Consider the following 24609-nt stretch of genomic DNA (forward strand, 5'->3'; position numbering starts at 1 on the left):
CGACCGCGTCGTCGGTCGCGGGGGTTGGCTCCCGGCGCAGGGGCGGGTGACGGTCGACGGTCAGCCGAAGCGGTGCCACCAGAGGTTCACGGCGTAGTCCACGCCGGAGCCCTCGTGGTGCTCGAGGATCCAGTCCGCCACCTGCGGCGTGAACTCGATGCGCACCACCTGCTCGAAGTCCGCGCGTGAGCCGAACGCCCAGCGGATCTCCAGCGGCTCGCGCTGCCAGCCCCGCCGTGTCCAGAACCGTTGCACCGCAACCGGATCGTATGCCGGCCACGCCCGCCGGAACCATGCCCCGAAGGTCGAGCGGCTGGCGTCGTTGTCGATGACGAACGCGATCCCGCCGGGGGCGACGACCCGCTCCAGCTCGGCCAACCCCGGCTCGCAGCCGGGACCGAAGAAGTAGGCCCAACGCGCGTGCACCACGTCAACCACATTGTCCGGCAACGGCATTGACTGCGCCGCGCCCTGCAGGACCTCGACGTTCGACAGGTCGACCCCGGCGACCCGGGAGCGCGCGCGTTCGACCAGCGGTGCGTGGGGCTCGACCCCCGTCACGCGAGCGGCGTCGGCCGCGAACACCGGCAGGTGGAAGCCCGAACCGCAGCCGAGGTCCAGCACCCGCAGCCCGCGCCAGTCCTGCAGGCGGCGCATGGCGTCCAGCAGGACGCCGTCGGGGTCCACCCCTCGGTTCTCGACCTCGTAGACGTCCGGGGCGTTCCAGATGTTGGGCGAGGGGATCGCGTGCGTCACCGCTTGCGCTTCTTGCCGCCCGCCGACGCCTTCCCGGAGGGGTTGGCCGTCGGCGTGGCCGGCTCGGCGGCGGAACGGCGCGCCTTCCGGTGCTCCCGCTGAGCCTGGCGGGTCCCCGGGTGCACGAGCAGCGGCAGCATCGTGCGGCCCCCCGCCTCTCGGGCGGCACGGACGGCCAGCAGGTGCAGCTCGCAGTGGGCGACCAGCACGTCATACGCGGACTTGCCCATGAGCTCGGTGAGCTCGGCGGCGTTGCTGCGGAACAGCGGCTCGCGGCCTACGTGCGCCTCGCTGTTCGCCGAGCAGTACCAGTCGAGGTCGTGCCCGCCCGGCCCCCACCCGCTGCGCTCGTACTCGCCGATGCTGATCTCCAGGTAGGACGTCTCGTCCGGGAGCTCGACGGTGCGGTAGGTGCGCCGGATCGGCAGCTGCCAGCACACGTCCGGCTTGACCGTGTGCGGCGGCAGGCCCTCCAGGAGCGCGTGCTGGTGCAGCGCGCACCCGGCGCCGGCGGGGAAGCCGGGCCGGTTGAGGAAGATGCACGCCCCGTCGACCACCTTGGTCTTCGGCTCGCCGTCCTCGAGCTCGGTCCAGCCCTGGTCGTGGCCGACCGAGTGGTACTGCCACTCGTCCTCGCCGAGCTCCTCGACCACGGCAGCCACCCGCTGCTGGTCGTCCTCGTCGGAGAAGTGCGCCCCCAGGGTGCAGCACCCGTCGTCCGGGCGGTCGGCGTAGATCCCCTGGCAGCCGGCACCGAAGATGCAGGTCCACGACGAGGTCAGCCAGGTCAGGTCGCAGCGGAAGCGCTGGTCGGCGTCGTCCGGGTCGACGAACTCGACCCACGTGCGGGGACCGTTGGAGGGCATCTCTGGCACGCCTCCCAGCCTAGGTGCCGCACCGCCCGGTATGCCGAGCGCTCACCGGCGCGCGTCGCCCGCCTCGGGTGCTGGATAACCTCGGGGCATGCGGCGGTACGGGAGCGGACGATGAGTCCCGTGGATGCCGCGGAGTGCCCGGTCCTGCTCTCGACCGCCTCCTGCTATCCCGACTCGTGCGCCGGGGCCTTCGACGTGGCCGACCGGCTCGGCTACGACGGAGTCGAGGTCATGGTGTGGACCGACCCGACCAGCCAGGAGTCCGGCGCGCTGCGGGCACTGTCGCAGCTGCACGGCATACCGGTGGTGTCGGTGCACGCGCCCACGTTGCTGCTCACCCAGCGGGTGTGGGGGCCCGACCCGTGGCACAAGGTGGACCGCTCCATCGAGCTGGCCCAGGACCTCGGCGCGGAGACCGTCGTGCTGCACCCGCCGTTCCGCTGGCAGCGGGACTACGCGCTGGAGTTCGTTGACGGCGTGCGGGAGCGCGAGGAGAAGACCGGCATCCGGCTGGCCGTGGAGAACATGTTCCCGTGGCGCGCCGGCGGCCGGGAGATGCTGGCCTACCTGCCGCACTGGAACCCCGTCGGCTACGACTACCGGCACGTCACGCTCGACCTGTCGCACACGGCGACGTCCGGCTCCGACGCGCTCGCGATGGCCGACGCGCTCGACGACCGGCTCGCGCACATCCATCTCGCCGACGGGCTGGGGTCCAACAAGGACGAGCACCTCGTCCCCGGGCACGGCGCCCAGCCGTGCGGTGAGCTGCTGGAACGTCTGGCGGCGCAACGCTTCCCGGGCGCCGTCGTGGTCGAGGTCGGCACCCGCCGGATGGATCCGGACCAGCGGGAGCTCGCGCTCGCCGAGTCGCTGGCGTTCGCGCGGCTGCACCTGGGAGCAGTGGGCACGTGAGCCCCCGGGGACGCCGCCCGGCCGGCACCGACACCCGCGCCGAGATCGTGCACGCTGCCTCCCGGGTCTTCGCCTCCAAGGGCTACCAGGCGGCGTCGCTGCGCGGGATCGCCCGGGACGCCGGCGTCGACCCGGCGCTGGTGCACCACTACTTCGCCGGCAAGCGCGAGCTGTTCGTCGAGGCCATGCGACTGCCGTTCGACCCGGCGGAGCGGATCGGGGCGATGGTGGCCGGGCCGCCGGAGCAGCTCGGGGAGCGCATCGCCGCCGGCTTCTTCGCGATCTGGGAGGTGCCCGAGTCGCGCGAGCGCTTCGTCGCCCTGGTCCGCTCGGCGGTCTCCGACGACGACGCCGGGCGGATGCTGCGCGAGTTCGTCGCGCGCGAGATCGTGGGCCGGATCGGGGCCGCCGCGGTGTCGCCCGACGGGGGAGAGCGGGCCGCCCTGGTGGCCAGCCAGCTCATCGGCCTGGCGATGCTGCGGTACGTCGTGCGGGTGCCGCAGGTGACCGACGTGCCGCTCGCCCGCCTCGTGGAGCAGGTGGCGCCGACCCTCCAGCGCTACCTCACGGAGGACTGACCGGGCACCACACGAAGGTGGCCCGAGGGGATTGTTGCCGGCGCCCGCGCGGAGTAGATTTCATCGCGTGATGAATGACATGGCCGCGATCAGCTGCCGCGACCTGCGGGTGGTGCGGGGCGAGCGCGTGGTGCTGCCGAGGGTCTCGCTGGACGTGCCGCGCGGGCAGGTCATCGGGCTGCTCGGTCCCAGCGGCAGCGGCAAGACCACCCTCATGCGGGCGGTCGTGGGCGTCCAACGGGTCGCCGGCGGCAGCGTCACCGTGCTCGGGGAGCCGGCCGGTTCCGCCGTCCTGCGCTCCCGCGTCGGCTACGTCACCCAGGCCCCCAGCGTGTATGACGACCTCACCGTCCGTGCCAACCTCACCTACTTCGCCACGATCCTGGGCGCGGCACCGGACGCGGTCGAGCGGACGCTGGCAGCCGTGGACCTCGCCGACCACGCCGACCAGCGGGTCGGCCGGCTCTCCGGCGGCCAGCGCTCGCGGGTCTCGCTGGCCGCGGCCCTGGTCGGGGACCCGGAGCTGCTCGTGCTCGACGAGCCGACCGTCGGGCTCGACCCCGTGCTGCGCCGGGACCTGTGGGAGCTGTTCCACCGGCTCGCCGGGGCCGGCACGACCCTGCTGGTCTCCAGTCACGTGATGGACGAGGCGACCCGGTGCGACCGGCTCCTGCTGCTGCGGGAGGGCGAGGTCCTCGCCGACGACACCCTCGCCGGCCTGCTCGCCCGGACCGGTGCCGCGGACGCGGAGACCGCCTTCCTCACCCTGATCGAACGCGGCGGCCGGGAGGCCGGCCAACGACAGGAGGTGCACCGGTGAACCCCCGGCTGACCCTCGCCACCGCGGCCCGGGTGCTGCGCCAGGTGCGCGCCGACCCGCGCACCATCGGGCTGCTCGTCGTCGTGCCGTGCGTGCTGCTCGGGCTGCTCGCCTGGATCTACGGCGACGGACCGCTGTTCGACCGGATCGGCGGCCCGCTGCTCGGGATCTTCCCGTTCGTCGTGATGTTCGTCGTCACCAGCGTCGCCACACTGCGTGAGCGGACCTCCGGCACGCTCGAGCGGCTGCTCGCCACGCCCCTCGGCAAGGGCGACTTCCTCACCGGCTACGCCGTCGCCTTCGGCGGCCTCGCCGTCGTGCAGGCGCTGGTCGCCACCGGCTTCGCCATCTGGGTGTGCGGGCTGCAGGTCCAGGGACCGGTCTGGATGCTCGTCGTGGTCGCGGTGCTCGACGCCGTCCTCGGCGCGGCCGTCGGACTGTTCGCCAGCGCGTTCGCGCGGACCGAGTTCCAGGCCGTGCAGTTCATGCCCGCCTTCGTCCTGCCCCAGTTCCTGCTGTGCGGGCTGCTGATCCCGCGGGACCAGCTGCCGGACGTGCTGCACTGGCTCTCCGACGTGCTGCCGCTGTCCTATGCGGTCGACGCCATGGTCGCGGTCACCGGTCAGGCCGACCCCGGCGGTGACGTCGGCCGGGACCTGGCGGTCGTCGTCGGGTTCCTGCTCGCCGCCCTGGTGCTCGGTTCCACCACGCTGCGCCGGCGCACGGCCTGACCGGGGCGAGGCACGGCATACCGCGCCGTTTCATCGTCCCCCATCACCGCCGCCGATCATTGTGACGTTTCGGTCGCTCCAGCAGCCAAGACGCCACAATGATCGGCGGCAACGATTCGCGCGGCAGCCGGGTGAGGCACGGCATACCGGATCGGTGCGGAGGCGGCCACGGGGATACCGTTGACGGCGCACCCGCGCTGCCCACTCCCAGGGAGGACCCCGTGATCGATGCCAGTGGCGTGCTGCGCCAGGGACTGCTCCAGCTCGCCGCGAGCAACCGGGTGCGTGACCTGGTGGAGAAGGCCCCGGTGAGCCGGTCGCTGGTGCACCGCTACGTCCCCGGAGCGGGCCTCGAGGACGCGGTCAACGCCACTCGCGAGCTCTGCGACACGGGCCGCATGGGCACCATCGACTACCTGGGCGAGGACACCCTCGACCTGGGGCAGGCGCAGCACACGCGGGACGCCTACCTGGCCATCATCTCGGCGCTGTCCGAGCAGGGGATCACGCGCGGCGGCAAGGTCGAGGTGAGCCTCAAGCTCAGCGCGCTCGGCGGCGCGCTGCCCGGTGAGGGTCGCAAGGTCGCCCTCGAGCACGCCCGCGAGATCTGCCAGGCGGCCGCGAACGCCGGCACCACCGTGACCCTGGACATGGAGGACCACACCAGCACCGACGCCACGCTCGGGGCGCTGCGCGAGCTGCGCCAGGACTTCCCGTGGGTCGGGGCCGTGCTGCAGGCCTACCTCTACCGCACCGAGTCGGACTGCCGGGCCCTGGCGCACGAGGGCAGCAGGGTGCGGCTGTGCAAGGGCGCCTACAGCGAGCCGGAGTCGGTGGCCTACCAGAAGCGCTCCGAGGTGGACCGCTCCTACGTGCGCTGCCTGAAGGTCCTCATGGAGGGGGACGGCTACCCGATGGTCGCCACCCACGACCCGCGCCTGGTCGAGATCGCCCGGGCGCTGGCCGTGCGCACCCGCCGGGAGCGGGACAGCTACGAGTTCCAGATGCTCTACGGCATCCGCCCCGAGGAGCAGCGCCGCATCGCCGAGCGGGGCGACCAGATGCGCGTCTACCTGCCCTACGGCGAGGAGTGGTACGGCTACTTCATGCGCCGGCTCGCCGAACGGCCGGCCAACCTGATGTTCTTCCTGCGTTCCCTGACCAGCAAGGGGTGAGGCCAGCATGAGCACTCTGGCGATCTTCGGCGCCGGCGTCATGGGCTCGACGCTGCTGTCCGGGCTCATCCGCGCCGGCCGGCCGGTCGAGGACCTCCTCATCACCGAGCGCGACCCCGAGCGGGCCAAGGCGCTGGCCGAGCAGTACTCCGTCCGCGTCCTGGGCAACGCCGAGGCCGCCGAGGCCGCCGACACCCTCGTCCTCGTGGTCAAGCCGCAGGACATGGGGGCCCTGCTGGAGGAGGTGGCCCCGCACCTGAGCCCGGGCAACCTCGTGGTCAGCCTCGCCGCCGGCATCACCACCGGCTTCCTCGAGCAGCGGCTGCCGGACGGCACGCCGGTGGTGCGGGTCATGGCCAACACCCCCGCCCTGGTCGACCAGGGGATGGCGGCGGTCAGCCCCGGACGGCACTGCGACGACCGGCACCTGGCCGAGGCCGAGGAGCTGCTGCGCTCCTGCGGCAAGGTGGTCCGCCTGGCCGAGCGGCACCTGGACGCGGTCACCGCGATCAGCGGCAGCGGGCCGGCATACATCTTCTACGTGGTGGAGGCGATGATCGAGGCCGGCGTGCTGCTCGGCGTCCCGCGCGCGACCTCCACCGAGCTGGTCGTCCAGACCCTCTACGGCTCCGCGACGATGCTCAAGGAGACCGGTCAGCACCCGACCGTGTTGCGCGAGCAGGTCTCGAGCCCCGGCGGCACCACCATGTCCGCGCTGCGCCAGCTCGACGACCACAAGGTCCGGGCCGCGTTCCTGACCGCGATCGAGGCGGCCGCCCGCCGCTCGCACGAGCTCGCCTCCGGGCAGTGAGCGACCTTCGGGTCCGCCGGCTCGCGCCGGACGACTGGGAGGTCTACCGGGAGGTGCGGCTGCGCATGCTGCAGGACGCCCCCGACGCGTTCGCCTCCCGCTACGAGCAGGCGGTCGAGCGCACGGAAGCGGACTGGCGCGAGGTGCTGCACGCCTGCGACCACCACCTCGCCGAGCGCGACGGCGCCCCGGTCGGTGCCGCCGGACTGGTCCTGCACGGGCGGGAGGCCAACCTCATCGGCATGTGGGTGTCGCCGCCGTTCCGCGGCAGCGGTGCCGGCGAGGTGCTGGTCGAGGCGGTCTGCCGTCGGGCGGCCGAGCTGGGGCACCCGCGCGTCCTGCTCGACGTGGTCGAGGGCAACGACCGGGCCCGGCGCTTCTACGAGCGGTGCGGTTTCCGGTTCACCGGACGACGCCAGCTGGTCCCCGGCCGGCAGGACGCCTGGGAGGACCAGATGGCCCGCGAGCTGGGCTGACGCGGCGCCGACCCCGCGGATCCGCACACCGGCGTACCCGGGCACCGCGTGGATCGGCACGTCCCCGGCGCCGACACCCCGCTCCAGCCCTGCTTCCGCACGGGGTTCGTGACCCTCTGGATACCCACTCTTTACCGGGGGGCATCGCGGCCGGCTCCCCGGACATGGAAGGGTGGGGCGCATGAGCGACATCACCGTGCGCCCCCTCGGGGAAGATGACTGGGCCGACTACCGCCAGGTCCGTCTCGAGGCGTTGCAGGAGTCCCCGGAGGCCTTCGTCGCCAGCTACGCCGACGAGCAGGGCTATGACGAGGAGTTCTGGCGCGCGCGCATGCGCCGGTCACGGCGGCTGCTGGCCGAGGTCGACGGCACGCCCACCGGTGTGGTGTCCGTGGGGCAGTCGCGCAAGAACCCCCAGGTCGGCGAGCTGTTCGGGCTCTGGGTGCGCCCGGAGGCCCGCGGCTCCGGCGTCGCCTGGCGGCTGGTCGAGGCCGGCGCCTCCCAGGCCCGCGACGACGACCGCACCCACCTGGTCTACTGGGTCGGCACCGACAACGGCCGGGGCGTGGCCTTCGCCAGCAGCTTCGGCTTCCGGCCCACCGACCAGCGCCGCCCCATGCGGGTCAGCGGCAGCGAGGACGGCGAGGAGGAGATGGCGATGATCCTCCCCCTCGGCAGCGACCCTGGGTCGGTGCCCAGCTCGCTCATGCACTGACCTCCTGCGCCCCGCCCTGACCTCTGGCGCGACCTCAGGGGCGCGCCGCCAGCCGCCCGATCAGTTCCCGCGGCCCACTCACGATGAGCGCGTGGTGCGCCCCCACCTTGGTGTCCGGCACGGCATACGTGAAGCCCTCCCCGGGGGCCTTCACCCCCACCACGGTGACGCCGTACTTGCTGCGGATCTGGCTCTGCCCCAGCGTGAAGCCCACCATCTCGCTGGGCGGGGTCATCTTCGCGATGGCGTAGCCGTCGTCGAACTCGATGTAGTCCTTGAGTCGCTCGTTCACCAGGTGGGCGACCCGGTGCCCGGAGTCGTGCTCCGGGAACACGACGTGGTGGACGCCGATGCGGGTGAGGATGCGCCCGTGCTCCGGGCTGACCGCCTTGGCCCAGATGGAGGGGACCTGCGCGTCGACGAGGTTGCCGGCGGCCAGCAGCGAGGACTCCACGGACGTACCGACGGCCACCACGGCGATGCGGAAGTTCTGGATCCGCAGCTGCTGCAGCTGCTCCGGATCGGTCGCATCCACCGGCACCACCCGCGCGAGCTTGCCGGAGTACCGCTCGGCGCGGTCGGGGTCGCGCTCGGCCGCCGTCACCCGGTAGCCGAGCTGCTGCATCTCCAGGGCAGCGGCCGACCCGAAGCGGCCCAGGCCGATGACGAGCGCGTCCTCGTCATACATCCGGTTCTTGGGCATCCCAACTCCTGTCCAGTCCGTCTCGGCGGTATGCCGGGTGCTTGCGAGATCTCATCCTCGCGTAACCGTCCGCTCCGGTGTGTGTAGCGTTCCGGCATGGCCACACAGGCGCGTGTCATCTGGGACGAGCGTTTCACGGGCTACAACTTCGGCGACGGCCACCCGATGAGCCCCGTGCGCCTGGACCTCACCGTGCGCCTGTGCCGCGAGCTCGGCCTGCTCGACCTGCCGGGGGTGGAGGTCGTGGTGCCGGACCTGGCCAGCGACGAGCTGCTCGAGACCGTCCACGACCCCGCCTACGTCGCCGCCGTCCGGGCGGCGTCGGAGCACCCCGAGCGGGCCGACGTCGAGCGTGGCCTCGGCACCGAGGACGACCCGGCGTTCGTCGGCATGCACGAGGTGACGGCCAGGATCGCCGGCGGCACCGTCGACGTGGCCCGCGCGGTCTGGGAAGGCAGCGCCGAGCACGGGGTGAACTTCTGCGGCGGCCTGCACCACGCGATGGCCGACCACGCCTCCGGCTTCTGCATCTACAACGACGTGGCCGTGGGTATCCAGTGGCTGCTCGACCACGGAGCCGAGAAGGTCGCTTACGTCGACGTGGACGTGCACCACGGGGACGGGGTGGAGCGGATCTTCTGGAACGACCCCCGGGTGCTGACCATCTCGCTGCACGAGAGTGGTCGGCTGCTCTTCCCGGGGACCGGTTTCCCGGGGGACTGCGGCGGCCCGGACGCGCGGGGGAGCGCCGCCAACGTCGCCCTGCCACCCGGCACCGGGGATGCCGCGTGGCTCCGCGCCTTCCACGCCGTGGTGCCGGCGCTGCTGCGGGCGTTCCGGCCGGACGTCCTCGTCACCCAGCAGGGCTGTGACTCCCACTACTCCGACCCGCTCGCCCACCTGGCCCTGTCGATCGACGCCCAGCGCACGTCATACGACTCCTTGCATGCGCTGGCCCACGAGGTCTGCGAGGGCAGGTGGGTGGCGCTCGGCGGGGGCGGCTACGAGGTGGTCGACGTGGTGCCGCGGGCGTGGGCGCACCTGACCGCGATCGCCGCCCACCAGCCGATCCCGCTGGAGTCGGACGTGCCGGCCGGGTGGCGCGAGCACGTGCTGCAGCTCTACGGCCGGCACGCCCCGCTGCGGATGGGGGACGGCGTCGCCGAGGGCGGTCGGATGTGGTGGCGCTCCTGGGAGGTCGGCTACAACCCCGAGGACGCCGTGGACCACGCCGTCATGGCCACCCGGGAGGCGGTCTTCCCGAGCCACGGGTTGGACATGTTCTTCGACTGAGGGCCGACTTCGTCGATCGAGGGCGTCGGCGGAGCGGGTGAGCGCCGTCCGTCGAGGGGGAATTGACCCACCCTTGACCGGCGTGTCGACTGGACTTGTCAAAGATTTGGCCACACTTGACTTTCCCAACTGCCCCAACAGCCTCTATCGTGACCGTGAAACGTCGGAACGAGCAGCCGGCCCGATGCCGGGCTGTCCAGCCGACCATGACGATCGAGGTTCCCCATGGCAGACGAGCCCCAGCTCGGCGAGGTCAACTTCCTGACCGTGGCCGAGGTCGCCTCGATGATGCGTGTCTCCAAGATGACCGTCTACCGCCTGGTGCACGCCGGCGACCTGCCGGCGGTCCGTGTCGGTCGCTCCTTCCGCGTCCCCGAGGACGCGGTGCACGACTACCTGCGCAAGTCCTACACCAGCACGGCCTGACGACGACGGCCTGACGACCACGGGACGTGTTTCGTGCGCCGGGCCCCGGTTGCAACCCCGGCTCGGTGGCAGAACCCGCCCTGCGCGACCGGCCGCCTGGGCGCCGGGACGCCCGGCGCCCCGCGGCCCCTACCGCCGGCGGGTGTCGCGCAGCACCTCGAGCCGCCGGCGGTACTCCTGCTCGTCGATGTCCCCCTCGGCGAAGCGGCGCCCGAGCACACTCTCGGCCGAGTGGCCGGAGCCGTGGTCACCGCCGCGCCACCAGAGCCGGCGCACGACGAAGCCGAAGAACAGGATGATCAGCAGGAACCACACGAGGGGGATGAACGGGAACCACCAGTGGAACCCGCCCCCGTGCCAAGGGCCGGCAGTGAGGGCGGTCGCGAGCGTGAGCATGGGTGGGCCTTCCTTCTCGAGGAGCTGCCGGCGTCGATCGCCGACACCACCACGATCGGGCGGCCGACAGGTCTTCGTCGTCGTCCCGCCGGGGGCTTCGGCGCTACCGCCGGGGGAGTAGCAGCGGGCAGGTCACAGCCAGCCGGGCCGGATCAGCCCACCTTCGTAGGCCAGCACGACCAGCTGCGCCCGGTCACGCGCGCCGACCTTGACCATGGCCCGGCTGACGTGGGTCTTGGCCGTCGTCGGCGACAGGAACAGCCGGCCGGCGATCTCCTCGTTGGTCAGCCCCTCACCGACCAGGGCCACCACCTCGCGCTCGCGCGGGGTGAGCTCCGCCAGCCGACGCAGCTGCGCCTGGTCCGGGCGCCGGTCGGCGCGGCTACTGACGTGGTCGATGAGGCGCCGGGTGATGCTGGGGGACAGCGCAGCGTCGCCCGCGGCCACCGAGCGGATCGCGGCGAGCAGGTCGGTCGGCTCGGTGTCCTTGACCAGGAACCCGCTCGCGCCGACCCGCAGTGCCTCGAAGACGTACTCGTCCAGCTCGAACGTGGTGAGGATCATCACGCGTACCCCGCTCAGCCCCGGGTCGGCGCAGATCTCGCGGGTGGCCGCCAACCCGTCCGTGCCCGGCATACGGATGTCCATGAGGACCACGTCGGGCACGGTCTCGCGCACGAGGGTGACCGCCGCGTCGCCGTCGGAGGCCTCACCGACCACCTCGATGCCGGGGTCGGCGTCGAGCAACACCCGGAAGCCGGCGCGCAGCAGCGCCTGGTCGTCGACAAGGGCGACGCGGATCGGTTCAGTCATCAGTTGATTCCTTCGCATGCCAACGGATCTGGGCGGACACCTCCACGCCGTGCGGCTGCCGGTCACGCACCGTGAAACTGCCGCCGAGCGCCTCCACCCGGGCCCGCATGCCGGCCAGCCCGGTGCCTCGGGAGTCCGCCGCGTTGCCCAGTCCCTGCCCGTCGTCGGTGACCTGCACGGTCACCTGGCGCTCGGCATACCGGAGCGCGATGTGGCCGTGGCCGGCGTGGGCGTGCCGGCGCACGTTGGTCATCGCCTCCTGCACGACCCGGTATGCCGCGCTGTCCACGGCAGCGGGCACCGCACCGCGCGTGCCGCTGACCTCGAGCTGCCAGTCGACCGGGTCACCCGAGGTCTGCGCGACCAGGGCGGGCACGTCGGTGAGGCGCGGCGCGGGGGCGCGGGTGGCGGACTGGGGGTCGCGGAGCGTCTCGAGCACGGCACGGACCTCGGTGAGCGCCTCGTGGCTGACCGACTTGATGGTGGTGAGTGCGGGGCGGGCGTTCTCGGGGTGGTCCTCCAGCAGGTGCAGCGCGACCCCGGCCTGGACGTTGATCACGCTGAGGCTGTGGCCGATCACATCGTGCAGCTCGCGGGCGATCTCCATGCGCTGCTCGCTGTCCGCGCGCTCGCGGGCGATGGCCTGCTCGCGGCGCGCAGCCGCCCACCGCTCCCGACGGGTCCGGACGCCCTCCAGAAGCAGGGCGACCACCGGCGACAGGAAGACCGGCCCGACCGGGTAGTCGAGGGCGACGTAGGTGATGGTGGCCGCCAGCGCGACGGCCAGCGGGGCGAAGCGCCACTTCTGCAGCGTGGCGATGGCGAGCGGGCCGATGAGCAGCAGTGCGACGCCGAGGCCGTTCACGTGCCCGTGGTGGTAGCGCGCGGAGCCGAACGAGCCGAACACCTGGATGATCGCCACCACCACGGCGATGGGCACGAAGGCAGGCAGGAATCGTCGCCCACCACAGCTGCGCATGCAGCGACGGTAGCGACGACGGGTGTCCACCGGCGACCTCCGCCGGGAGTAGCCGGGCTGCTCCGAGGGGAGTGGTGCGGCGGCTCGGAGGGGAGTGGTGCGGCGACTCGGAGGGGAGTGGTGCGGCGGCGGCCGCGCTCGCGCGTCGAGGGCGGAATTGGGTGGGACCCCCGGCGGACGGTACGCTGACGCGGAATGTTCGGCGTGGTGCGCGCATCCGGGAGGTGCTCAGACCACTCGCGTCGGCACTTTCCCCGCAGCACCAACACGAAAAGGTTCACGCATGGGCTCCGTCATCAAGAAGCGCCGCAAGCGCATGGCCAAGAAGAAGCACCGCAAGCTGCTTCGCAAGACGCGTCACCAGCGTCGCAACAAGAAGTAGGCCAACCTCGGCCCGGCGCGCTGCTCGGGCGCGCACGGCAGGCCCCCCACCGGCTCACACGGCACGGTGCGGGGGTCTTCGCGTCGCTAGGATCGGCCGGACGGCGGCGAGCGACCCGCGGGAGGTGAACGTGTGGGCAAGGTGGTCTTCCTGACCGGGGTGTCCCGCCACCTCGGGGGCGCCGTGGCCCGCGCACTGGCGGCGGACCCCGAGGTCGACCGGGTGATCGGCGCCGACCTGTTCCCGCCGCCGCACGACATCGGCGGCGCGGAGTTCGTCCGGGCCGACATCCGCAACCCGGTGGTCGGCAAGATCCTCACCCGCGCCGAGGTCGACACCGTCGTGCACATGAACATGCTCTCCACGCCGGTGGCTGCCGGGGGGCGCTCCTCGCAGAAGGAGATCAACGTCATCGGCACCATGCAGCTGCTTGCTGCCTGCCAGAAGGCCGACAGCGTGCGGCACATGGTGGTGAAGTCCTCGGCGTCGGTCTACGGTTCCTCGCCGCACGACCCGGCCGTGTTCACCGAGGACATGAACCCGCAGGTCGCTCCTCGCACCGGCTTCGGCAAGGACTCGATGGAGGTCGAGGGCTACGTGCGCGGCTTCGGCCGGCGTCGGCCGGACGTCGACGTCGCCGTGCTGCGGTTCGCGAACATCGTCGGCCCGGGCATGCGCACCAGCCTGACCGACTACTTCTCGCTCCCGGTCGTGCCCACGCCCCTGGGGTATGACGGCCGCCTCCAGTTCGTGCACGAGGACGATGCGGTGCGCGCCCTGGTGCTCGCGACCCAGCGGGAGGGACTGGGCACGGTCAACGTCGCCGGGGACGGGACGCTGACTGTCCGACAGGCGGTGCGGCTGGCCCACCGGGCGCCGTTGCCGCTACCGCGCGTCGCGGGCAGCGCGGTCGGACAGCTGGTCCGCCGCGCCGGACTGGCCGACTTCTCCGGCGAGCAGCAGCAGTTCCTCTCCTTCGGGCGCAGCCTGGACACGCGCCGGATGCGGGAGGTGCTCGGCCTGGAGCCGCGGTTCACCACGCGTGAGGCGTTCGTCGACCTGGTGGACGCCGGGAGGCGGGGCGCATGAACCGGCAGTCGCCGCGCGGCTCCACCGCCGGGGGTGGCGGCTCCGGACCCGCGGGGCCGTGGGACGGGATGAGCGGTGACGGGCCCGCTCCGGACACCGGTGTCGAGGCGCTCGTGGCGCTGGCCGTCGAGCTGCTGCGCAGCGCCGCGGCGGCGCGCGGGCTGAGCGGGGAGGCCGCCGAACGGCAGGTCGCCGAGACGCTCGCCTTCCTGCGCCGTCGGGTCGCCGGGGACTACGCGGTCGACGAGTTCGGCTTCGACCCCGACCTGACCGAGCACGTCTTCCTGCCCCTGCTGAGGCCGTTCTACCAGTCGTGGTTCCGGGTGGAGGTGCGCGGCATCGAGCACCTGCCGCTGCAGGGCGGGGCGTTGGTGGTCGCGAACCACTCCGGGACGATCGCGTTCGACTCGTTGATGACCCAGGTCGCCGTGCACGACGAGCACCCGAACCGCCGGCACCTGCGGATGCTCGCCGCCGACCTCGTCTTCCGCAGCCCGGTGGTCGGCGAGGTGGCCCGCAAGAGCGGTTCGACGCTGGCCTGCAACCCCGACGCCGAGCGGCTGCTCGGGGAGGGGCACCTCGTGGGCGTGTGGCCCGAGGGCTTCAAGGGCATCGGCAAGCCGTTCAGCGAGCGCTACAAGCTGCAGCGGTTCGGCCGGGGTGGGTTCGTCGCCGCGGCGCTGCGCGCGCAGGTGCCGATCGTGCCGTGCTCGATCGTGGGCGCCGAGGAGATCTACCCGCTGCTGGGCAACCTCACCGGGCTCGCCCGCACGTTCGGGATCCCCTATTTCCCGGTCACCCCCACCTTCCCGTGGCTGGGACCGCTCGGGCTGGTGCCGCTGCCGAGCAAGTGGATCATCGAGTTCGGCACGCCGCTGGACACCACCTCCTACGGCGTCCAGGGTGCCGACGACCCGATGCTCGTCTTCGACCTCACCGACCAGGTCCGCGAGACGATCCAGCAGACGCTCTACTCGCTGCTGCTCCAGCGCGGCTCGGTCTTCTTCTGACGGCGGCTCCGCCAACGGCACCAGGGACGCCGGCCCGTGGCCGCTGTTGCTGAGGATTCGCGGTCCCCTTGAGCGGCGGGGTTTCAGCAACAGTCGTGGTTCCGGGGTGCCCGCCAAGGCCGCTGCTGCTGCGTGGTCGTGGTGCGTGGTCGTTCTCAGCGGCGGAGGCGGCGGGCGCCGGCGGCGGCAAGCACGCCCGTGAGCGCGGTCGCCCCGAGCGCCTGCAGCCCGTGCTTGGCGACCTTGCGCTTGGTGCGGAAGTCCCGGATCCGCCAGCCGTGGGCCTGGGCGTGCGCGCGCAGCTTGGAGTCCGGGTTCACCGCGCACGGGTCGCCCACGAGCGAGAGCAGCGGGATGTCGTGGGCCGAGTCCGAGTACGCCGAGCACCGCTGCAGGTCCAGGCCGTGCTTGTCGGCCAGCGCCCGGACGGCGGCGGCCTTCTCCTCCCCGTGTAGCAGGTCGCCGATCAGCCGCCCGGTGTAGACCCCGTCGCGCTGCTCGGCGATCGTCCCCAGCGCCCCGGAGAAGCCCAGCCGACCTGCGATCATCTCGGCCAGCTCGACCGGGCTGGCCGTCACCAGCCAGACCTGGTCGCCGTCGGCGAGGTGCTGGCGGGCCAGCGCGACCGTGCCCGGCCAGAGCCGCTGGGCCATCACCTCGTCGTAGATGTCGGCCCCGGCGGCGTTGATCTCGGCGACCGACCGGCCGGCGACGACGCCGAGCGCCTGCTCCCGGATCTCGTCGACGTGCTTCAGGCTCTCGCCCACCAACGAGAAGTGCAGCCGCTTCCAGGCCATCGCGGCGATGTCGCGGACGCCGAAGAACTCGCGCTGCCACATCCCCCGGGCCAGGAAGAAGATGCTCGCGCCCCGCAGCACCGTGTTGTCCAGGTCGAAGAACGCGGCGACGCCCTCGTGGGAACCCGGCTGCGCCGGTGCGGCCTCGGGCCCCAGCTCGGCGGCCGCTGCTGGCCCGCGGCTGGTCTCGAGCCGCTCCTCCGCCGCCGGCTCCGCCACCGCAGATTGCTCCGTGGCAGGCTTCTGCGCCTCCTGCGTCTCCGCCACCCCGTCGGCGGGCTCGTCGAGGCCGCCCCGGGCCCGGCGCCGACGGCGCAGCAACTGCGTCATGCCCACCACCCTACGGGCCGCCCGCCTGCCCGCCGGTGCCCAGCGGCGGGCAGGATTCGCCGGGAGGCGCGTGTCCGGCATACCGTCGGGGGGTGCAGGCGAACGACCACGGTGACCGGCCGACCGACGTGCCGGCCGACCGGGTGAGCGACCCGAACGACCCCCAGGGCCGGAGCGAGCCGCGGATCACCCTCGTCGGCAAGCCGGGCTGCCACCTGTGCGACGACGCCCGGGAGGTGATCCGGCGGGTGTCCCACGATCTGGACGTGGGGTGGCGTGAGCTGTCCATCCTCGACGACCCGGAGCTGGCCTCCCGCTACGCCGAACAGATCCCGGTCACTCTCGTGGACGGCAGGCAGCACGACTACTGGCGCGTGGAGGAGTCCCGGCTGCGCGCCGCGCTGGCCGAGGGAGTGCGCCGATGAGCCCCAAATACCAGACCGTATGCCGTTCGCGCGACTTTGTGCCTGCGTTCACAAACGCCTAGTGTTGGGGGGACCCCAATCCTCCAGACCGCGGGTTTGATATAGCGCGGTCTCTCGCAGAGAGGAGCCGGTGCGCCCGTGACCGCCGACCCCACCCGCCGTGGGATTCCCGACGCCACCGTCGCGCGGCTACCGGGCTACCTCCGGGCACTGACCGAGCTCGTCGGGAACGGCATCGTCTCGGTCTCCTCCGAGGAGCTCGCTGAAGCCGCCGGTGTGCGCTCGGCGAAGCTCCGCAAGGACCTGTCCTACCTCGGTTCCTACGGGGTGCGCGGTGTCGGCTACGACGTCGAGCTGCTCGCCGCCGAGATGTCGCGCGAGCTGGGCCTCACCCAGGACTGGCCGGTCGTCATCGTCGGCATGGGCAACCTGGGCCACGCGCTCGCGGCCTACTCCGGCTTCGCGACCCGCGGGTTCCGCGTCGTGGCCCTGTTGGACGAGGACGTCGACGTCATCGGCCGCCCGATCGCCGGGCTGCGGGTCACCTCGATGGAGGAGCTGCCGCAGATCGTCACCACGCACGGCGTCGCGATCGGCGTGATCACGACGCCTGCGGGCTCGGCGCAGATCGTCGCCGACCGTCTCGTGGCCACCGGAGTCCGCTCGATCCTCAACTTCGCGCCCTGCGTGCTGTCCGTGCCCGACGGGGTGGACGTGCGCAAGGTGGACCTGTCCATGGAGCTGCAGATCCTCGCCTTCCACGAGCAGCGCAAGCAGCTCGCCGAGGGGACCGGCCTGCCGACCGACCTGCAGGAGGTGGCGCAGTGAGCGTCCTCGTGCTCGGGCTGTCGCACCGGTCGGCCCCCATGGCGCTGCTGGAGCGGGTCGCCCTCGCCCCGGACCGTGCCGAGGGGCTCGCCGAGACGGTGCACGCCGGTGAGAGTGTCGGCGAGGCGGTCGTCGTCGCGACGTGCAACCGGGTGGAGGTCTACGCCGACGCCGCGACCTTCCACGGGGCCGTCTCCGAGATCGGGGACGCGCTCTCGCGGGCGACCGGCCTGCCGATGGGAGACCTGCGCGACCACCTCTACGTCCACTACGAGGACCGCGCCGTGGCCCACCTGTTCTCCGTCGCGTGCGGACTCGACTCGATGGCCGTCGGTGAGGGGCAGGTGCTCGGCCAGCTGCGCCACGCCCTGCGCGGTGCCCAGCGTCGCGGGCGCGCCGCCTCGGTGCTGAACACCCTGTTCCAGCAGGCCCTGCGCGTCGGCAAGCGCGCCCACGCCGAGACCGACCTCGACAAGGTGAGCCTGTCCCTCCTCGAGGCGGGGCTGGCGGCCGCCACCGACGTCGTCGGACCGGTGCAGGACCGGCACGTGCTCGTCGTCGGCGCCGGCTCGATGAGCAGCCTCGCCGCCGCGACCGTGGCCCGCGAGGGGGCCGGGTCGCTGACCGTCATCAACCGCACCGCGGCGAAGGCCCGCCGACTGGCCGAGACCGTCACCGGCCGCGCCCGCGACTGGTCCGAGCTCGCCGACGCGCTCGCGGACGCCGACGTGGTGCTCTCGTGCACCGGGGCGGCCGGGCACATCGTCACCGCCGAGATGGCTACCGCTGCGCGCGCACGTCGCGGTGGCGCTCCCCAGGTGTATGTCGACCTGGCCCTTCCGCGCGACGTCGCCCCGGCCGTCGGGGAGCTTCCCGACACGCGGGTCGTCGGCCTGGAGGAACTGGGCCGCTCGCTGGAGCGGGCCGGCTCCGAGGTGCGGCTCAAGCCGGTGCAGGACCTGGTCACCAGCGAGGTGGCGGCCTACCTCACCGGGCGGCGGGCGAAGGCGGTGGCGCCCACGGTCGCCGCGCTGCGCTCGCGGGCCGCCGACGTCGTGTCGGCCGAGCTGGGCCGGCTGGACCAGCGCCTCCCCGGGCTGTCGGAGCAGGAGCGGGCGGAGGTGCAGCTGACGGTGCACCGGGTCGTCGAGAAGCTCCTGCACGCCCCGACCGTCCGGATCAAGGAGCTCGCCGGCAACGGCAGCGGCGGCGACTACGAGCAGGCGTTGCGCGAGCTGTTCGACCTCGACCCGCACGACGTCGCAGCCGTCTCGGTCCCTCCCGAGAAGGGACCGGTGACATGAGCCTTCGACTCGGAACCCGACGCAGCACGCTGGCCACCACCCAGTCGCAGTGGGTGGCCGACCGGCTCGGCGAGCACGGGCACGCGTGCGAGCTGGTGGAGGTGACCACCTTCGGGGACACCTCGACCGCGCCGCTGACCTCCATTGGCGGCACCGGGGTGTTCGTCTCCGCGCTGCGCCAGGCGCTGCTCACCGGGCAGATCGACCTCGCCGTGCACTCCCTGAAGGACCTGCCGGTGGCTCCCGAACCGGGTCTGGTGATCGCCGCCGTGCCCGAGCGGGAGGACCCGCGTGACGTGCTCGTCGCCCGCGACGGGCTGCGGCTGCACGACCTGCCGCGCGGAGCGGTCGTCGGCACCGGCGCCCCCCGCCGGGCCGCCCAGCTCGCCGCCCTCGGGCTCGGGCTGGAGATCCGCCCGATCCGGGGCAACGTCGACACCCGCATCCAGCTGGTGCGCCGCGGCGAGGTCGACGCGATCGTGCTGGCCCGCGCCGGGCTGGCCCGGCTGGGCCGGCTCGACGAGGCGACCGACACCCTCGAGCCGGAGGACGTGCTGGGTGCGGCCGGCCAGGGCGCGCTGGCGGTGGAGTGCCGCGCGGACGACGACCCGACCATCGAGCTGCTGTCCGCGATCGACGACCCGCGCAGCCGGGCAGAGGTGGCCGCCGAGCGGTCGCTGCTCGCCACGCTGGAGGCCGGCTGCACGGCACCGATCGGCGCCCGCGCCCGGATCAGCATGGCCAGCCACGGCACCCAGCCGGTGCTCACCCTCGAGGCCTTCATCGGCCGGGAGGACGGCACGGCCGGGCTGCGCCGTTCCCGCAGCGGCCGCGTCACCGGGGCCGACCAGGTCGGCCGCGAGCTCGCGGAGCTGCTGCTGGGCGACGGCGCGGCAGACCTGGTGGCGTCCGGCGACACGTCTTCCCACGACGCGACCGGGACCATCGCGTCGCACCCGCACCCTGCACCAGCGGTCCCATCACCCGAAAAGCCCCGTGCGTCAGCCGATTCGTCGACTTCCGCACCTGACCCAGCGTCCCGTCCAGACGACATCGTTACGGAGCGTGCTCAGTGACCCCCACCCGCTCGGCCGCCAACGCCAGCACAGCCAACCGCAAGTCCAAGGCCACCGCCCGCGTCGCCTTCGTCGGCGCCGGTCCGGGTGACCCGGGCCTGGTGACCAGGAGGGCGGCGGAATACCTCGCCGCCGCCGACGCGGTCATCATCGACCAGGTCAGCCGCGAGGACTTCGTGCGCCAGTTCGCCCGCAGCGACGTCGAGATCGTCGACGCCGGCCACGGCGAGCAGGGCCAACCGCTGACCCACGCCTCGCGCGCCAAGCTCGTCGTCAAGACGGCCAAGGCGACCACCACGGACCGACCGCACGACGACGGCCTCGTCGTGCGCCTGATGGACGGCGACCCGGCTGTGTTCAACGGCCTGGCCGAGGAGGCGCTCGCCTGCCAGAAGGCCGGCGTGCCGTTCGAGATCGTGCCGGGCGTGAGCACCGCGTCCGCCGTGCCGAGCTACGCCGGAATCCCGGTGACCGGCAGCAAGTCGACCGCGGTGCACGTGGTGAGCGGCTCCGACACCAAGATCGACTGGTCCACCTCGGTGGCGGACTCGGTGACCGTGGTCGTCCTCGGCACGCCGGAGGTGCTCGCGTCGGCGCTGGCCAAGCTGCTGGACGCCGGCCGCAAGCCGGAGACCCCGGTCGCGCTGACCGAGCGTGGCACCAGCACCACCCAGGTGACGCACACCACCACCCTCGGGCAGGTGGCCGAGCTGATGCAGAGCCAGCAGGTGCACTTCCCCTCCCTCGCGGTCGTGGGCAACACCGTCGACCTGCGCGAGAAGCTGTCGTGGTTCGAGACCAAGCCGCTGTTCGGCTGGAACGTCCTGGTGCCCCGCACCAAGGACCAGGCCGGCAGCATGACCGCCCGGCTCACCTCCTACGGCGCGACCAGTGATGTCGTGCCCACGATCAGCGTCGAGCCGCCGCGCACGCCGCAGCAGATGGAGCGCGCGGTCAAGGGCCTGGTCACCGGGCGCTACGAGTGGATCGGGTTCACCTCGGTGAACGCGGTCAAGGCGATCCGCGAGAAGTTCGTCGAGTTCGGCCTGGACGCCCGGGCCTTCGCCGGTCTGAAGATCGCCGCAGTGGGCGGTGTCACGGCCCAGGCATTGCGCGACTGGGGCATCGAGCCCGACCTCGTGCCGGCCGAGGACCACTCGGCCAAGGGCCTGCTCGAGGTGTGGCCGCCCTACGACGAGGTGCTCGACCCGATCAACCGGGTCTTCCTGCCGCGGGCGGACATCGCCACCGACACCCTCGTCGCCGGACTGCAGGACATGGGCTGGGAGGTCGACGACGTGACGGCCTACCGGACGGTCCGCGCCGCTCCGCCGGCCGCCGAGGTCCGCGAGGCGATCAAGAGCGGGGCGTTCGACGCGGTCTGCTTCACCTCGAGCTCGACGGTGCGCAACCTCGTCGGCATCGCCGGCAAGCCGCACCCCTCGACCGTCGTCGCGTGCATCGGCCCGGCCACGGCCAAGACCGCCGAGGAACACGGCCTGCGGGTGGACGTGCTCTCGCCCGAGCCGTCCGTGCACAAGCTGGCCGAGGCGCTGGCCGACTTCGGCGCGAAGCGCCGGGCGGCGGCCGTCGAGGCGGGTGAAACGGTCAAGCGGCCGAGCGAGAAGCGGCCGGCGCGGAGGAGGGCACGGTCGTCGTGACCACCTACGGCAGGTTTCCGGCCGCGCGTCCGCGCCGTCTGCGCACCACCTCGGCGATGCGGCGCATGGTGGCCGAACACCGGGTGCACCCCTCGGACCTGATCCTGCCCGCGTTCGTGCGGGAGGGCGCGAGGGAGCCGGTGCCGGTCTCGACGATGCCGGGCGTGGTGCAGCACACCCGGGACACGCTGCGCAAGGCGGCCGTGGAGGCGGTCGAGGCGGGTGTGGCCGGGCTGATGCTGTTCGGCGTGCCGGAGGTCAAGGACGCGGTCGGGTCGCAGGGCACCGACCCGGACGGCATCCTGCAGGTCGCCCTGCGGGACGTGCGCTCCGAGGTCGGCGACGAGCTGGTGCTCATGTCGGACCTGTGCCTGGACGAGTACACCGACCACGGCCACTGCGGCGTGCTGGACGCCCAGGGGCGTGTCGACAACGACGCGACGCTGGAGCGGTACGCCGAGATGGCGCGTGTGCAGGCCGACGCCGGCGCGCACATGCTCGGGCCCAGCGGCATGATGGACGGCCAGGTCGGCCACGTGCGCGCCGCGCTGGACGCGGCCGGGCACACGGACGTGTCGCTGTTCGCGTACGCGGTGAAGTACGCCTCGGCGTTCTACGGTCCGTTCCGTGAGGCGGTGGCCTCCTCGCTGACCGGCGACCGGAAGACCTACCAGCAGGACCCGGCCAACGCCCGCGAGGCGCGGCGGGAAGTCGCCCTCGACCTCGAGGAGGGCGCCGACATGGTGATGGTCAAGCCGGGCCTGCCCTATCTGGACGTGCTGCGCGACGTCGCGGAGCGGGTCGACGTGCCGGTCGGCTCGTACCAGATCTCCGGCGAGTACGCGATGGTCGAGGCGGCCGCGGAGAAGGGCTGGATCGACCGTGACGCGGCGATCATGGAGACCCTGACGGCCTTCAAGCGGGCCGGTGCCACCGTGATCCTGACCTACTGGGCGGTCGAGGCCGCCAGGCGGCTGCGGCGGGCGGGGTAGTCCGGCGCGGCCGTCCACCGGCTGTGGACAACTTCGCCGCCTCTTCGGGGGACCTTCTCGGAGGCCTGTGGGCAGCAGGACGGTCACTTGCTGTAATCGGACCTGTCGCTGACGGGATCCCGATCGAGGAGGGGCCGTGAAGAACGAACTGCTGACGCCCGACATGGCGGAGGAGCGGGTGTGGATCGCCGAGGCGGTGCACGCCCGGTGGCAGGCGGAGAGCCGGTCGCGCTACCTCGCGGAGGAGTCGAGCGCGAAGGTGCTCCACCAGTACGCGACCACGCTGCCCGACCTGTTGCAGACCCGGGCCTACGCCCGCGAGGTGATCGCCGCCGATCCCGAGAGCCCGTCGGTGGAGGCGTGGATCGACCTCCGGGTGGCCGAGCGCGTCGACCGGCAGGACGTGCTCTTCCGCGAACCGGCACCCGAGGTCCGCGTCATCCTGGACGAGTCGGCGCTGCGCCGGCCGACGGCCGACCCGAAGGTGTGGCGGGACCAGCTGTGTCACCTGACGAGCTGCGTCGACCTGAACCTGGTGGTGCTGCAGGTGCTGCCGCTGCGTGCCGGGCTGCACGGGCTGCCCGACGGTGCACTGACGCTGCTGTGGCAGGGGCACGGCGGGGCGCTGGCGTGGCAGGAGACCCGCGTCGGCGGCGAGCTGACGGAGGCCCCGGAGAAGTTCCTGCGGCTGCGGCTCGCCTTCGAGCGGGTCCGGGACCTGGCGCTGACGCCCGGCGCGTCGAAGGAGCTGATCGAGCGGCTCGCCCGCGCGGCGGAGGAGGCCGCCCGGTGAGGCGTGGGCCGGGCGGGTGCCGCCGCGGCGACCCGCCGCGGCGGATCTTGCCCGGCGGGACGTGACTGCCGAGCATGCCTCGCATGGCACGTTGCGAGGTATGCGGTAACGACTACGACCTGACCTTCACGATCGAGACGCAGGACGGTGCCCGGCACGTCTTCGACTCCTTCGCCTGCGCGATCCACCGGATGGCGCCGATCTGCGAGCACTGCCGGGTGCAGATCATCGGGCAGGGAGTCGAGTCGGGCGGCCGCTGGTTCTGCGGGGCGCACTGCGCCCGTGCCGAGGGCTAGGCGCGCCTCGTCGACAAGGTGTAGTGCCGGCGGGCGAAAACCGCTGGCGGCCCGGCGGCCGGCCCGGCCACTCTTGTGCCATGCAGATCAGAGAGGCCACGAGCGAGGACTGGCCGGCGGTCTGGCCCTTCTTCCACGAGATCGTGGCCGCGGGGGAGACCTACCCCTACCGCCTCGACCTCGGCTGCGAGGAGGGCCGGGAGCTGTGGCTCCAGCCTGCCCCGGGCCGCACCGTGGTCGCCGTCGACGAGGCGTCGGGCGAGGTGCTGGGCACGGCGAAGATGAACCCGAACCGGCAGGGCAACGGCGACCACGTGGCGAGCGCGAGCTACATGGTCGCCCCCGCCCACGCCGGCCGCGGTGTCGGACGGGCCCTGTGCCGCAACAGCCTGGACTGGGCGCTGGCCGAGGGGTACCGCGGCATGCAGTTCAACGCCGTGGTGGAGACCAACACGCACGCGGTGGCGCTGTACGAGTCGCTGGGCTTCGACATCGTCGGCACCGTCCCGGAGTCCTTCCGCCACCCGGAGTACGGCTATGTCGGTCTCCACGTCAGGTACCGCCCGCTCTGAGGCGTTTCAGGGGGAAAGGCTCAGAAGACGCCCTGGCCCGGGGTGAGGTTGCCGGCGGGGTCGTAGCAGTGGCGGGCGTCGGACAGGGCCGGGAAGGCCGGGCCGAAGTGGTCACGCCAGTCGTCGCCGTCGAAGGGCACAGAACCGACCGGGTACTGCTTGCCGCCGTGGTCGCGGACCGTCTCGTAGGCGGCGCGGTTGGCGGTCAGCAGACGTGCGACGGTCGTGTCGTCCTCGGGCGGGCAGGTGCGCAGGACCGCCAGCAGGTACGGCACCGGGTCGTCGGGCATGCGCAGCAGCGGCGTGTGCAGCTGTTCCCGGCACAGCGGGTAGAGCAGGACGACACCGCCGGCGCCGACGTCGTCGGGCCCGAGTCCGGACAGGATGGGCCCGGCCAGTTCGGCTGCCTGGTCGCCGGGCAGCAGCAGGTTGAGCCACGGGTGGGCGTCGTCCCACAGTCCGGCCTGCTTCAGCTGTTCCACGGCGCCGGCGAGCCGGTTGAGGAAGTCGTAGTAGTCGAGGTTCTCGGCCGTCATCCCCGACGGGTCGTACCGCAGGTCCGCCAGCAGCGTGGCGTCGTCGGGCGCGGGCC

Annotated in this window: 30 protein-coding genes; 22 read left to right on the top strand and 8 right to left on the bottom strand. The window is 72.7% G+C overall.

Features of this window, described 5'->3' with window-relative positions; translation table 11 throughout:
- Positions 1–60: 60 nt before the first annotated feature.
- Together VFL99_RS02455 and VFL99_RS02460 are read right to left on the bottom strand one after the other, a co-directional pair.
- The gene (locus VFL99_RS02455) at positions 61–756 is read right to left on the bottom strand and encodes a class I SAM-dependent methyltransferase (protein WP_325104737.1); all 696 of its coding nucleotides are present in this window, start codon (positions 754–756) and stop codon (positions 61–63) included.
- Positions 753–1622, bottom strand: coding sequence for a hypothetical protein (locus VFL99_RS02460; RefSeq protein ID WP_414713706.1), 870 nt, complete (start codon positions 1620–1622; stop codon positions 753–755). The genes VFL99_RS02455 and VFL99_RS02460 overlap by 4 nt, the downstream gene beginning before the upstream one ends.
- Positions 1623–1742: 120 nt before the next feature.
- Between VFL99_RS02460 and VFL99_RS02465 the strand changes: the two genes are divergently transcribed.
- The 8 genes from VFL99_RS02465 (at position 1743) to VFL99_RS02500 (ending at position 7852) form a co-directional block, all read left to right on the top strand.
- Positions 1743–2546, top strand: a complete 804-nt coding sequence (locus tag VFL99_RS02465; protein ID WP_325104739.1) for a sugar phosphate isomerase/epimerase family protein — start codon at positions 1743–1745, stop codon at positions 2544–2546.
- Entirely contained in the window at positions 2543–3124 is a 582-nt protein-coding gene (locus VFL99_RS02470) for a TetR/AcrR family transcriptional regulator (protein ID WP_325104740.1), read from the top strand. The genes VFL99_RS02465 and VFL99_RS02470 overlap by 4 nt, the downstream gene beginning before the upstream one ends.
- A 70-nt stretch (positions 3125–3194) precedes the next feature.
- Positions 3195–3944: an ABC transporter ATP-binding protein gene (locus VFL99_RS02475; RefSeq protein WP_325104741.1), complete on the top strand. Its 750-nt coding sequence runs from the start codon at positions 3195–3197 to the stop codon at positions 3942–3944.
- Positions 3941–4675, top strand: coding sequence for an ABC transporter permease (locus tag VFL99_RS02480; RefSeq protein WP_325104742.1), 735 nt, complete (start codon positions 3941–3943; stop codon positions 4673–4675). The genes VFL99_RS02475 and VFL99_RS02480 overlap by 4 nt, the downstream gene beginning before the upstream one ends.
- A 221-nt stretch (positions 4676–4896) precedes the next feature.
- Entirely contained in the window at positions 4897–5850 is a 954-nt protein-coding gene (locus VFL99_RS02485) for a proline dehydrogenase family protein (protein WP_462283430.1), read from the top strand.
- A 7-nt stretch (positions 5851–5857) separates the two neighbouring features.
- Complete coding sequence (gene proC, locus VFL99_RS02490) at positions 5858–6661, top strand: pyrroline-5-carboxylate reductase (protein ID WP_325104743.1); 804 nt, start codon at positions 5858–5860, stop codon at positions 6659–6661.
- A complete protein-coding gene (locus VFL99_RS02495) occupies positions 6658–7137 on the top strand; it encodes a GNAT family N-acetyltransferase (RefSeq protein WP_325104744.1) in 480 nt (159 codons plus the stop codon). The genes proC and VFL99_RS02495 overlap by 4 nt, the downstream gene beginning before the upstream one ends.
- 181 nt (positions 7138–7318) lie before the next feature.
- On the top strand, positions 7319–7852 hold the full coding sequence (locus VFL99_RS02500; protein ID WP_325104745.1) for a GNAT family N-acetyltransferase: 534 nt from the start codon (positions 7319–7321) through the stop codon (positions 7850–7852).
- A 34-nt stretch (positions 7853–7886) separates the two neighbouring features.
- Here the strand turns inward: VFL99_RS02500 and VFL99_RS02505 are convergent, their stop codons facing one another.
- Entirely contained in the window at positions 7887–8555 is a 669-nt protein-coding gene (locus VFL99_RS02505; RefSeq protein ID WP_325104746.1) for a potassium channel family protein, read from the bottom strand.
- 96 nt (positions 8556–8651) lie between these two features.
- Here VFL99_RS02505 and VFL99_RS02510 point away from each other — a divergent pair, with 96 nt between their 5' ends.
- Positions 8652–9848: an acetoin utilization protein AcuC gene (locus tag VFL99_RS02510; protein WP_325104747.1), complete on the top strand. Its 1197-nt coding sequence runs from the start codon at positions 8652–8654 to the stop codon at positions 9846–9848.
- A gap of 225 nt (positions 9849–10073) precedes the next feature.
- Positions 10074–10274, top strand: a complete 201-nt coding sequence (locus VFL99_RS02515; RefSeq protein ID WP_325104748.1) for a helix-turn-helix domain-containing protein — start codon at positions 10074–10076, stop codon at positions 10272–10274.
- Between the two features lie 129 nt (positions 10275–10403).
- Here VFL99_RS02515 and VFL99_RS02520 read toward each other — a convergent pair whose 3' ends face one another.
- The 3 genes from VFL99_RS02520 to VFL99_RS02530 form a co-directional block, all read right to left on the bottom strand.
- The gene (locus VFL99_RS02520; protein WP_325104749.1) at positions 10404–10670 is read right to left on the bottom strand and encodes an SHOCT domain-containing protein; all 267 of its coding nucleotides are present in this window, start codon (positions 10668–10670) and stop codon (positions 10404–10406) included.
- Positions 10671–10802: 132 nt separating this feature from the next.
- Positions 10803–11483, bottom strand: coding sequence for a response regulator transcription factor (locus VFL99_RS02525; protein WP_325104750.1), 681 nt, complete (start codon positions 11481–11483; stop codon positions 10803–10805).
- Positions 11476–12462 carry a sensor histidine kinase gene (locus VFL99_RS02530; RefSeq protein ID WP_325104751.1) on the bottom strand — a complete coding sequence of 329 codons (987 nt, stop codon included), beginning with the start codon at positions 12460–12462 and terminating at the stop codon, positions 11476–11478. Before VFL99_RS02530 ends, VFL99_RS02525 begins: the two co-directional genes overlap by 8 nt.
- Before the next feature lie 283 nt (positions 12463–12745).
- On the opposite strand from VFL99_RS02530, the gene VFL99_RS02535 reads away from it, so the two are divergent.
- The 3 genes from VFL99_RS02535 to VFL99_RS02545 all read left to right on the top strand — a co-directional run bounded on the left by VFL99_RS02535 (position 12746) and on the right by VFL99_RS02545 (position 14943).
- Positions 12746–12844, top strand: coding sequence for a 30S ribosomal protein bS22 (locus VFL99_RS02535; protein ID WP_003792170.1), 99 nt, complete (start codon positions 12746–12748; stop codon positions 12842–12844).
- Between the two features lie 132 nt (positions 12845–12976).
- Positions 12977–13933 (top strand): NAD-dependent epimerase/dehydratase family protein, encoded by a 957-nt coding sequence (locus VFL99_RS02540; RefSeq protein WP_325104752.1) that lies wholly within the window; start codon positions 12977–12979, stop codon positions 13931–13933.
- Positions 13930–14943 carry a lysophospholipid acyltransferase family protein gene (locus VFL99_RS02545; RefSeq protein WP_325104753.1) on the top strand — a complete coding sequence of 338 codons (1014 nt, stop codon included), beginning with the start codon at positions 13930–13932 and terminating at the stop codon, positions 14941–14943. The genes VFL99_RS02540 and VFL99_RS02545 overlap by 4 nt, the downstream gene beginning before the upstream one ends.
- Before the next feature lie 155 nt (positions 14944–15098).
- On the opposite strand, the gene VFL99_RS02550 is transcribed toward VFL99_RS02545, so the two are convergent.
- Complete coding sequence (locus tag VFL99_RS02550) at positions 15099–16070, bottom strand: HAD family hydrolase (RefSeq protein ID WP_325104754.1); 972 nt, start codon at positions 16068–16070, stop codon at positions 15099–15101.
- Positions 16071–16162: 92 nt separating this feature from the next.
- Between VFL99_RS02550 and VFL99_RS02555 the strand changes: the two genes are divergently transcribed.
- The 9 genes from VFL99_RS02555 to VFL99_RS02595 all read left to right on the top strand — a co-directional run bounded on the left by VFL99_RS02555 (position 16163) and on the right by VFL99_RS02595 (position 24017).
- The gene (locus VFL99_RS02555; protein ID WP_414713705.1) at positions 16163–16495 is read left to right on the top strand and encodes a glutaredoxin family protein; all 333 of its coding nucleotides are present in this window, start codon (positions 16163–16165) and stop codon (positions 16493–16495) included.
- A 138-nt stretch (positions 16496–16633) separates the two neighbouring features.
- Positions 16634–17323: a redox-sensing transcriptional repressor Rex gene (locus VFL99_RS02560; protein WP_325104755.1), complete on the top strand. Its 690-nt coding sequence runs from the start codon at positions 16634–16636 to the stop codon at positions 17321–17323.
- On the top strand, positions 17320–18627 hold the full coding sequence (locus VFL99_RS02565) for a glutamyl-tRNA reductase (RefSeq protein WP_325104756.1): 1308 nt from the start codon (positions 17320–17322) through the stop codon (positions 18625–18627). The genes VFL99_RS02560 and VFL99_RS02565 overlap by 4 nt, the downstream gene beginning before the upstream one ends.
- Positions 18624–19703 carry a hydroxymethylbilane synthase gene (hemC, locus tag VFL99_RS02570; RefSeq protein ID WP_325104757.1) on the top strand — a complete coding sequence of 360 codons (1080 nt, stop codon included), beginning with the start codon at positions 18624–18626 and terminating at the stop codon, positions 19701–19703. Before VFL99_RS02565 ends, hemC begins: the two co-directional genes overlap by 4 nt.
- Positions 19700–21364, top strand: coding sequence for a bifunctional uroporphyrinogen-III C-methyltransferase/uroporphyrinogen-III synthase (locus VFL99_RS02575; protein WP_325104758.1), 1665 nt, complete (start codon positions 19700–19702; stop codon positions 21362–21364). Before hemC ends, VFL99_RS02575 begins: the two co-directional genes overlap by 4 nt.
- On the top strand, positions 21361–22356 hold the full coding sequence (hemB, locus tag VFL99_RS02580) for a porphobilinogen synthase (RefSeq protein ID WP_325104759.1): 996 nt from the start codon (positions 21361–21363) through the stop codon (positions 22354–22356). The genes VFL99_RS02575 and hemB overlap by 4 nt, the downstream gene beginning before the upstream one ends.
- 136 nt (positions 22357–22492) lie before the next feature.
- Positions 22493–23149 (top strand): DUF5753 domain-containing protein, encoded by a 657-nt coding sequence (locus VFL99_RS02585; protein WP_325104760.1) that lies wholly within the window; start codon positions 22493–22495, stop codon positions 23147–23149.
- An 83-nt stretch (positions 23150–23232) separates the two neighbouring features.
- A complete protein-coding gene (locus tag VFL99_RS02590; RefSeq protein WP_325104761.1) occupies positions 23233–23445 on the top strand; it encodes a hypothetical protein in 213 nt (70 codons plus the stop codon).
- An 80-nt stretch (positions 23446–23525) separates the two neighbouring features.
- On the top strand, positions 23526–24017 hold the full coding sequence (locus tag VFL99_RS02595; protein WP_325104762.1) for a GNAT family N-acetyltransferase: 492 nt from the start codon (positions 23526–23528) through the stop codon (positions 24015–24017).
- A gap of 20 nt (positions 24018–24037) precedes the next feature.
- Here VFL99_RS02595 and VFL99_RS02600 read toward each other — a convergent pair.
- Positions 24038–24609 (bottom strand): hypothetical protein (locus tag VFL99_RS02600; RefSeq protein WP_325104763.1); only part of this gene is annotated, 572 nt, incomplete at its 5' end.

The sequence above is a fragment of the Segeticoccus sp. genome (assembly GCF_035708005.1).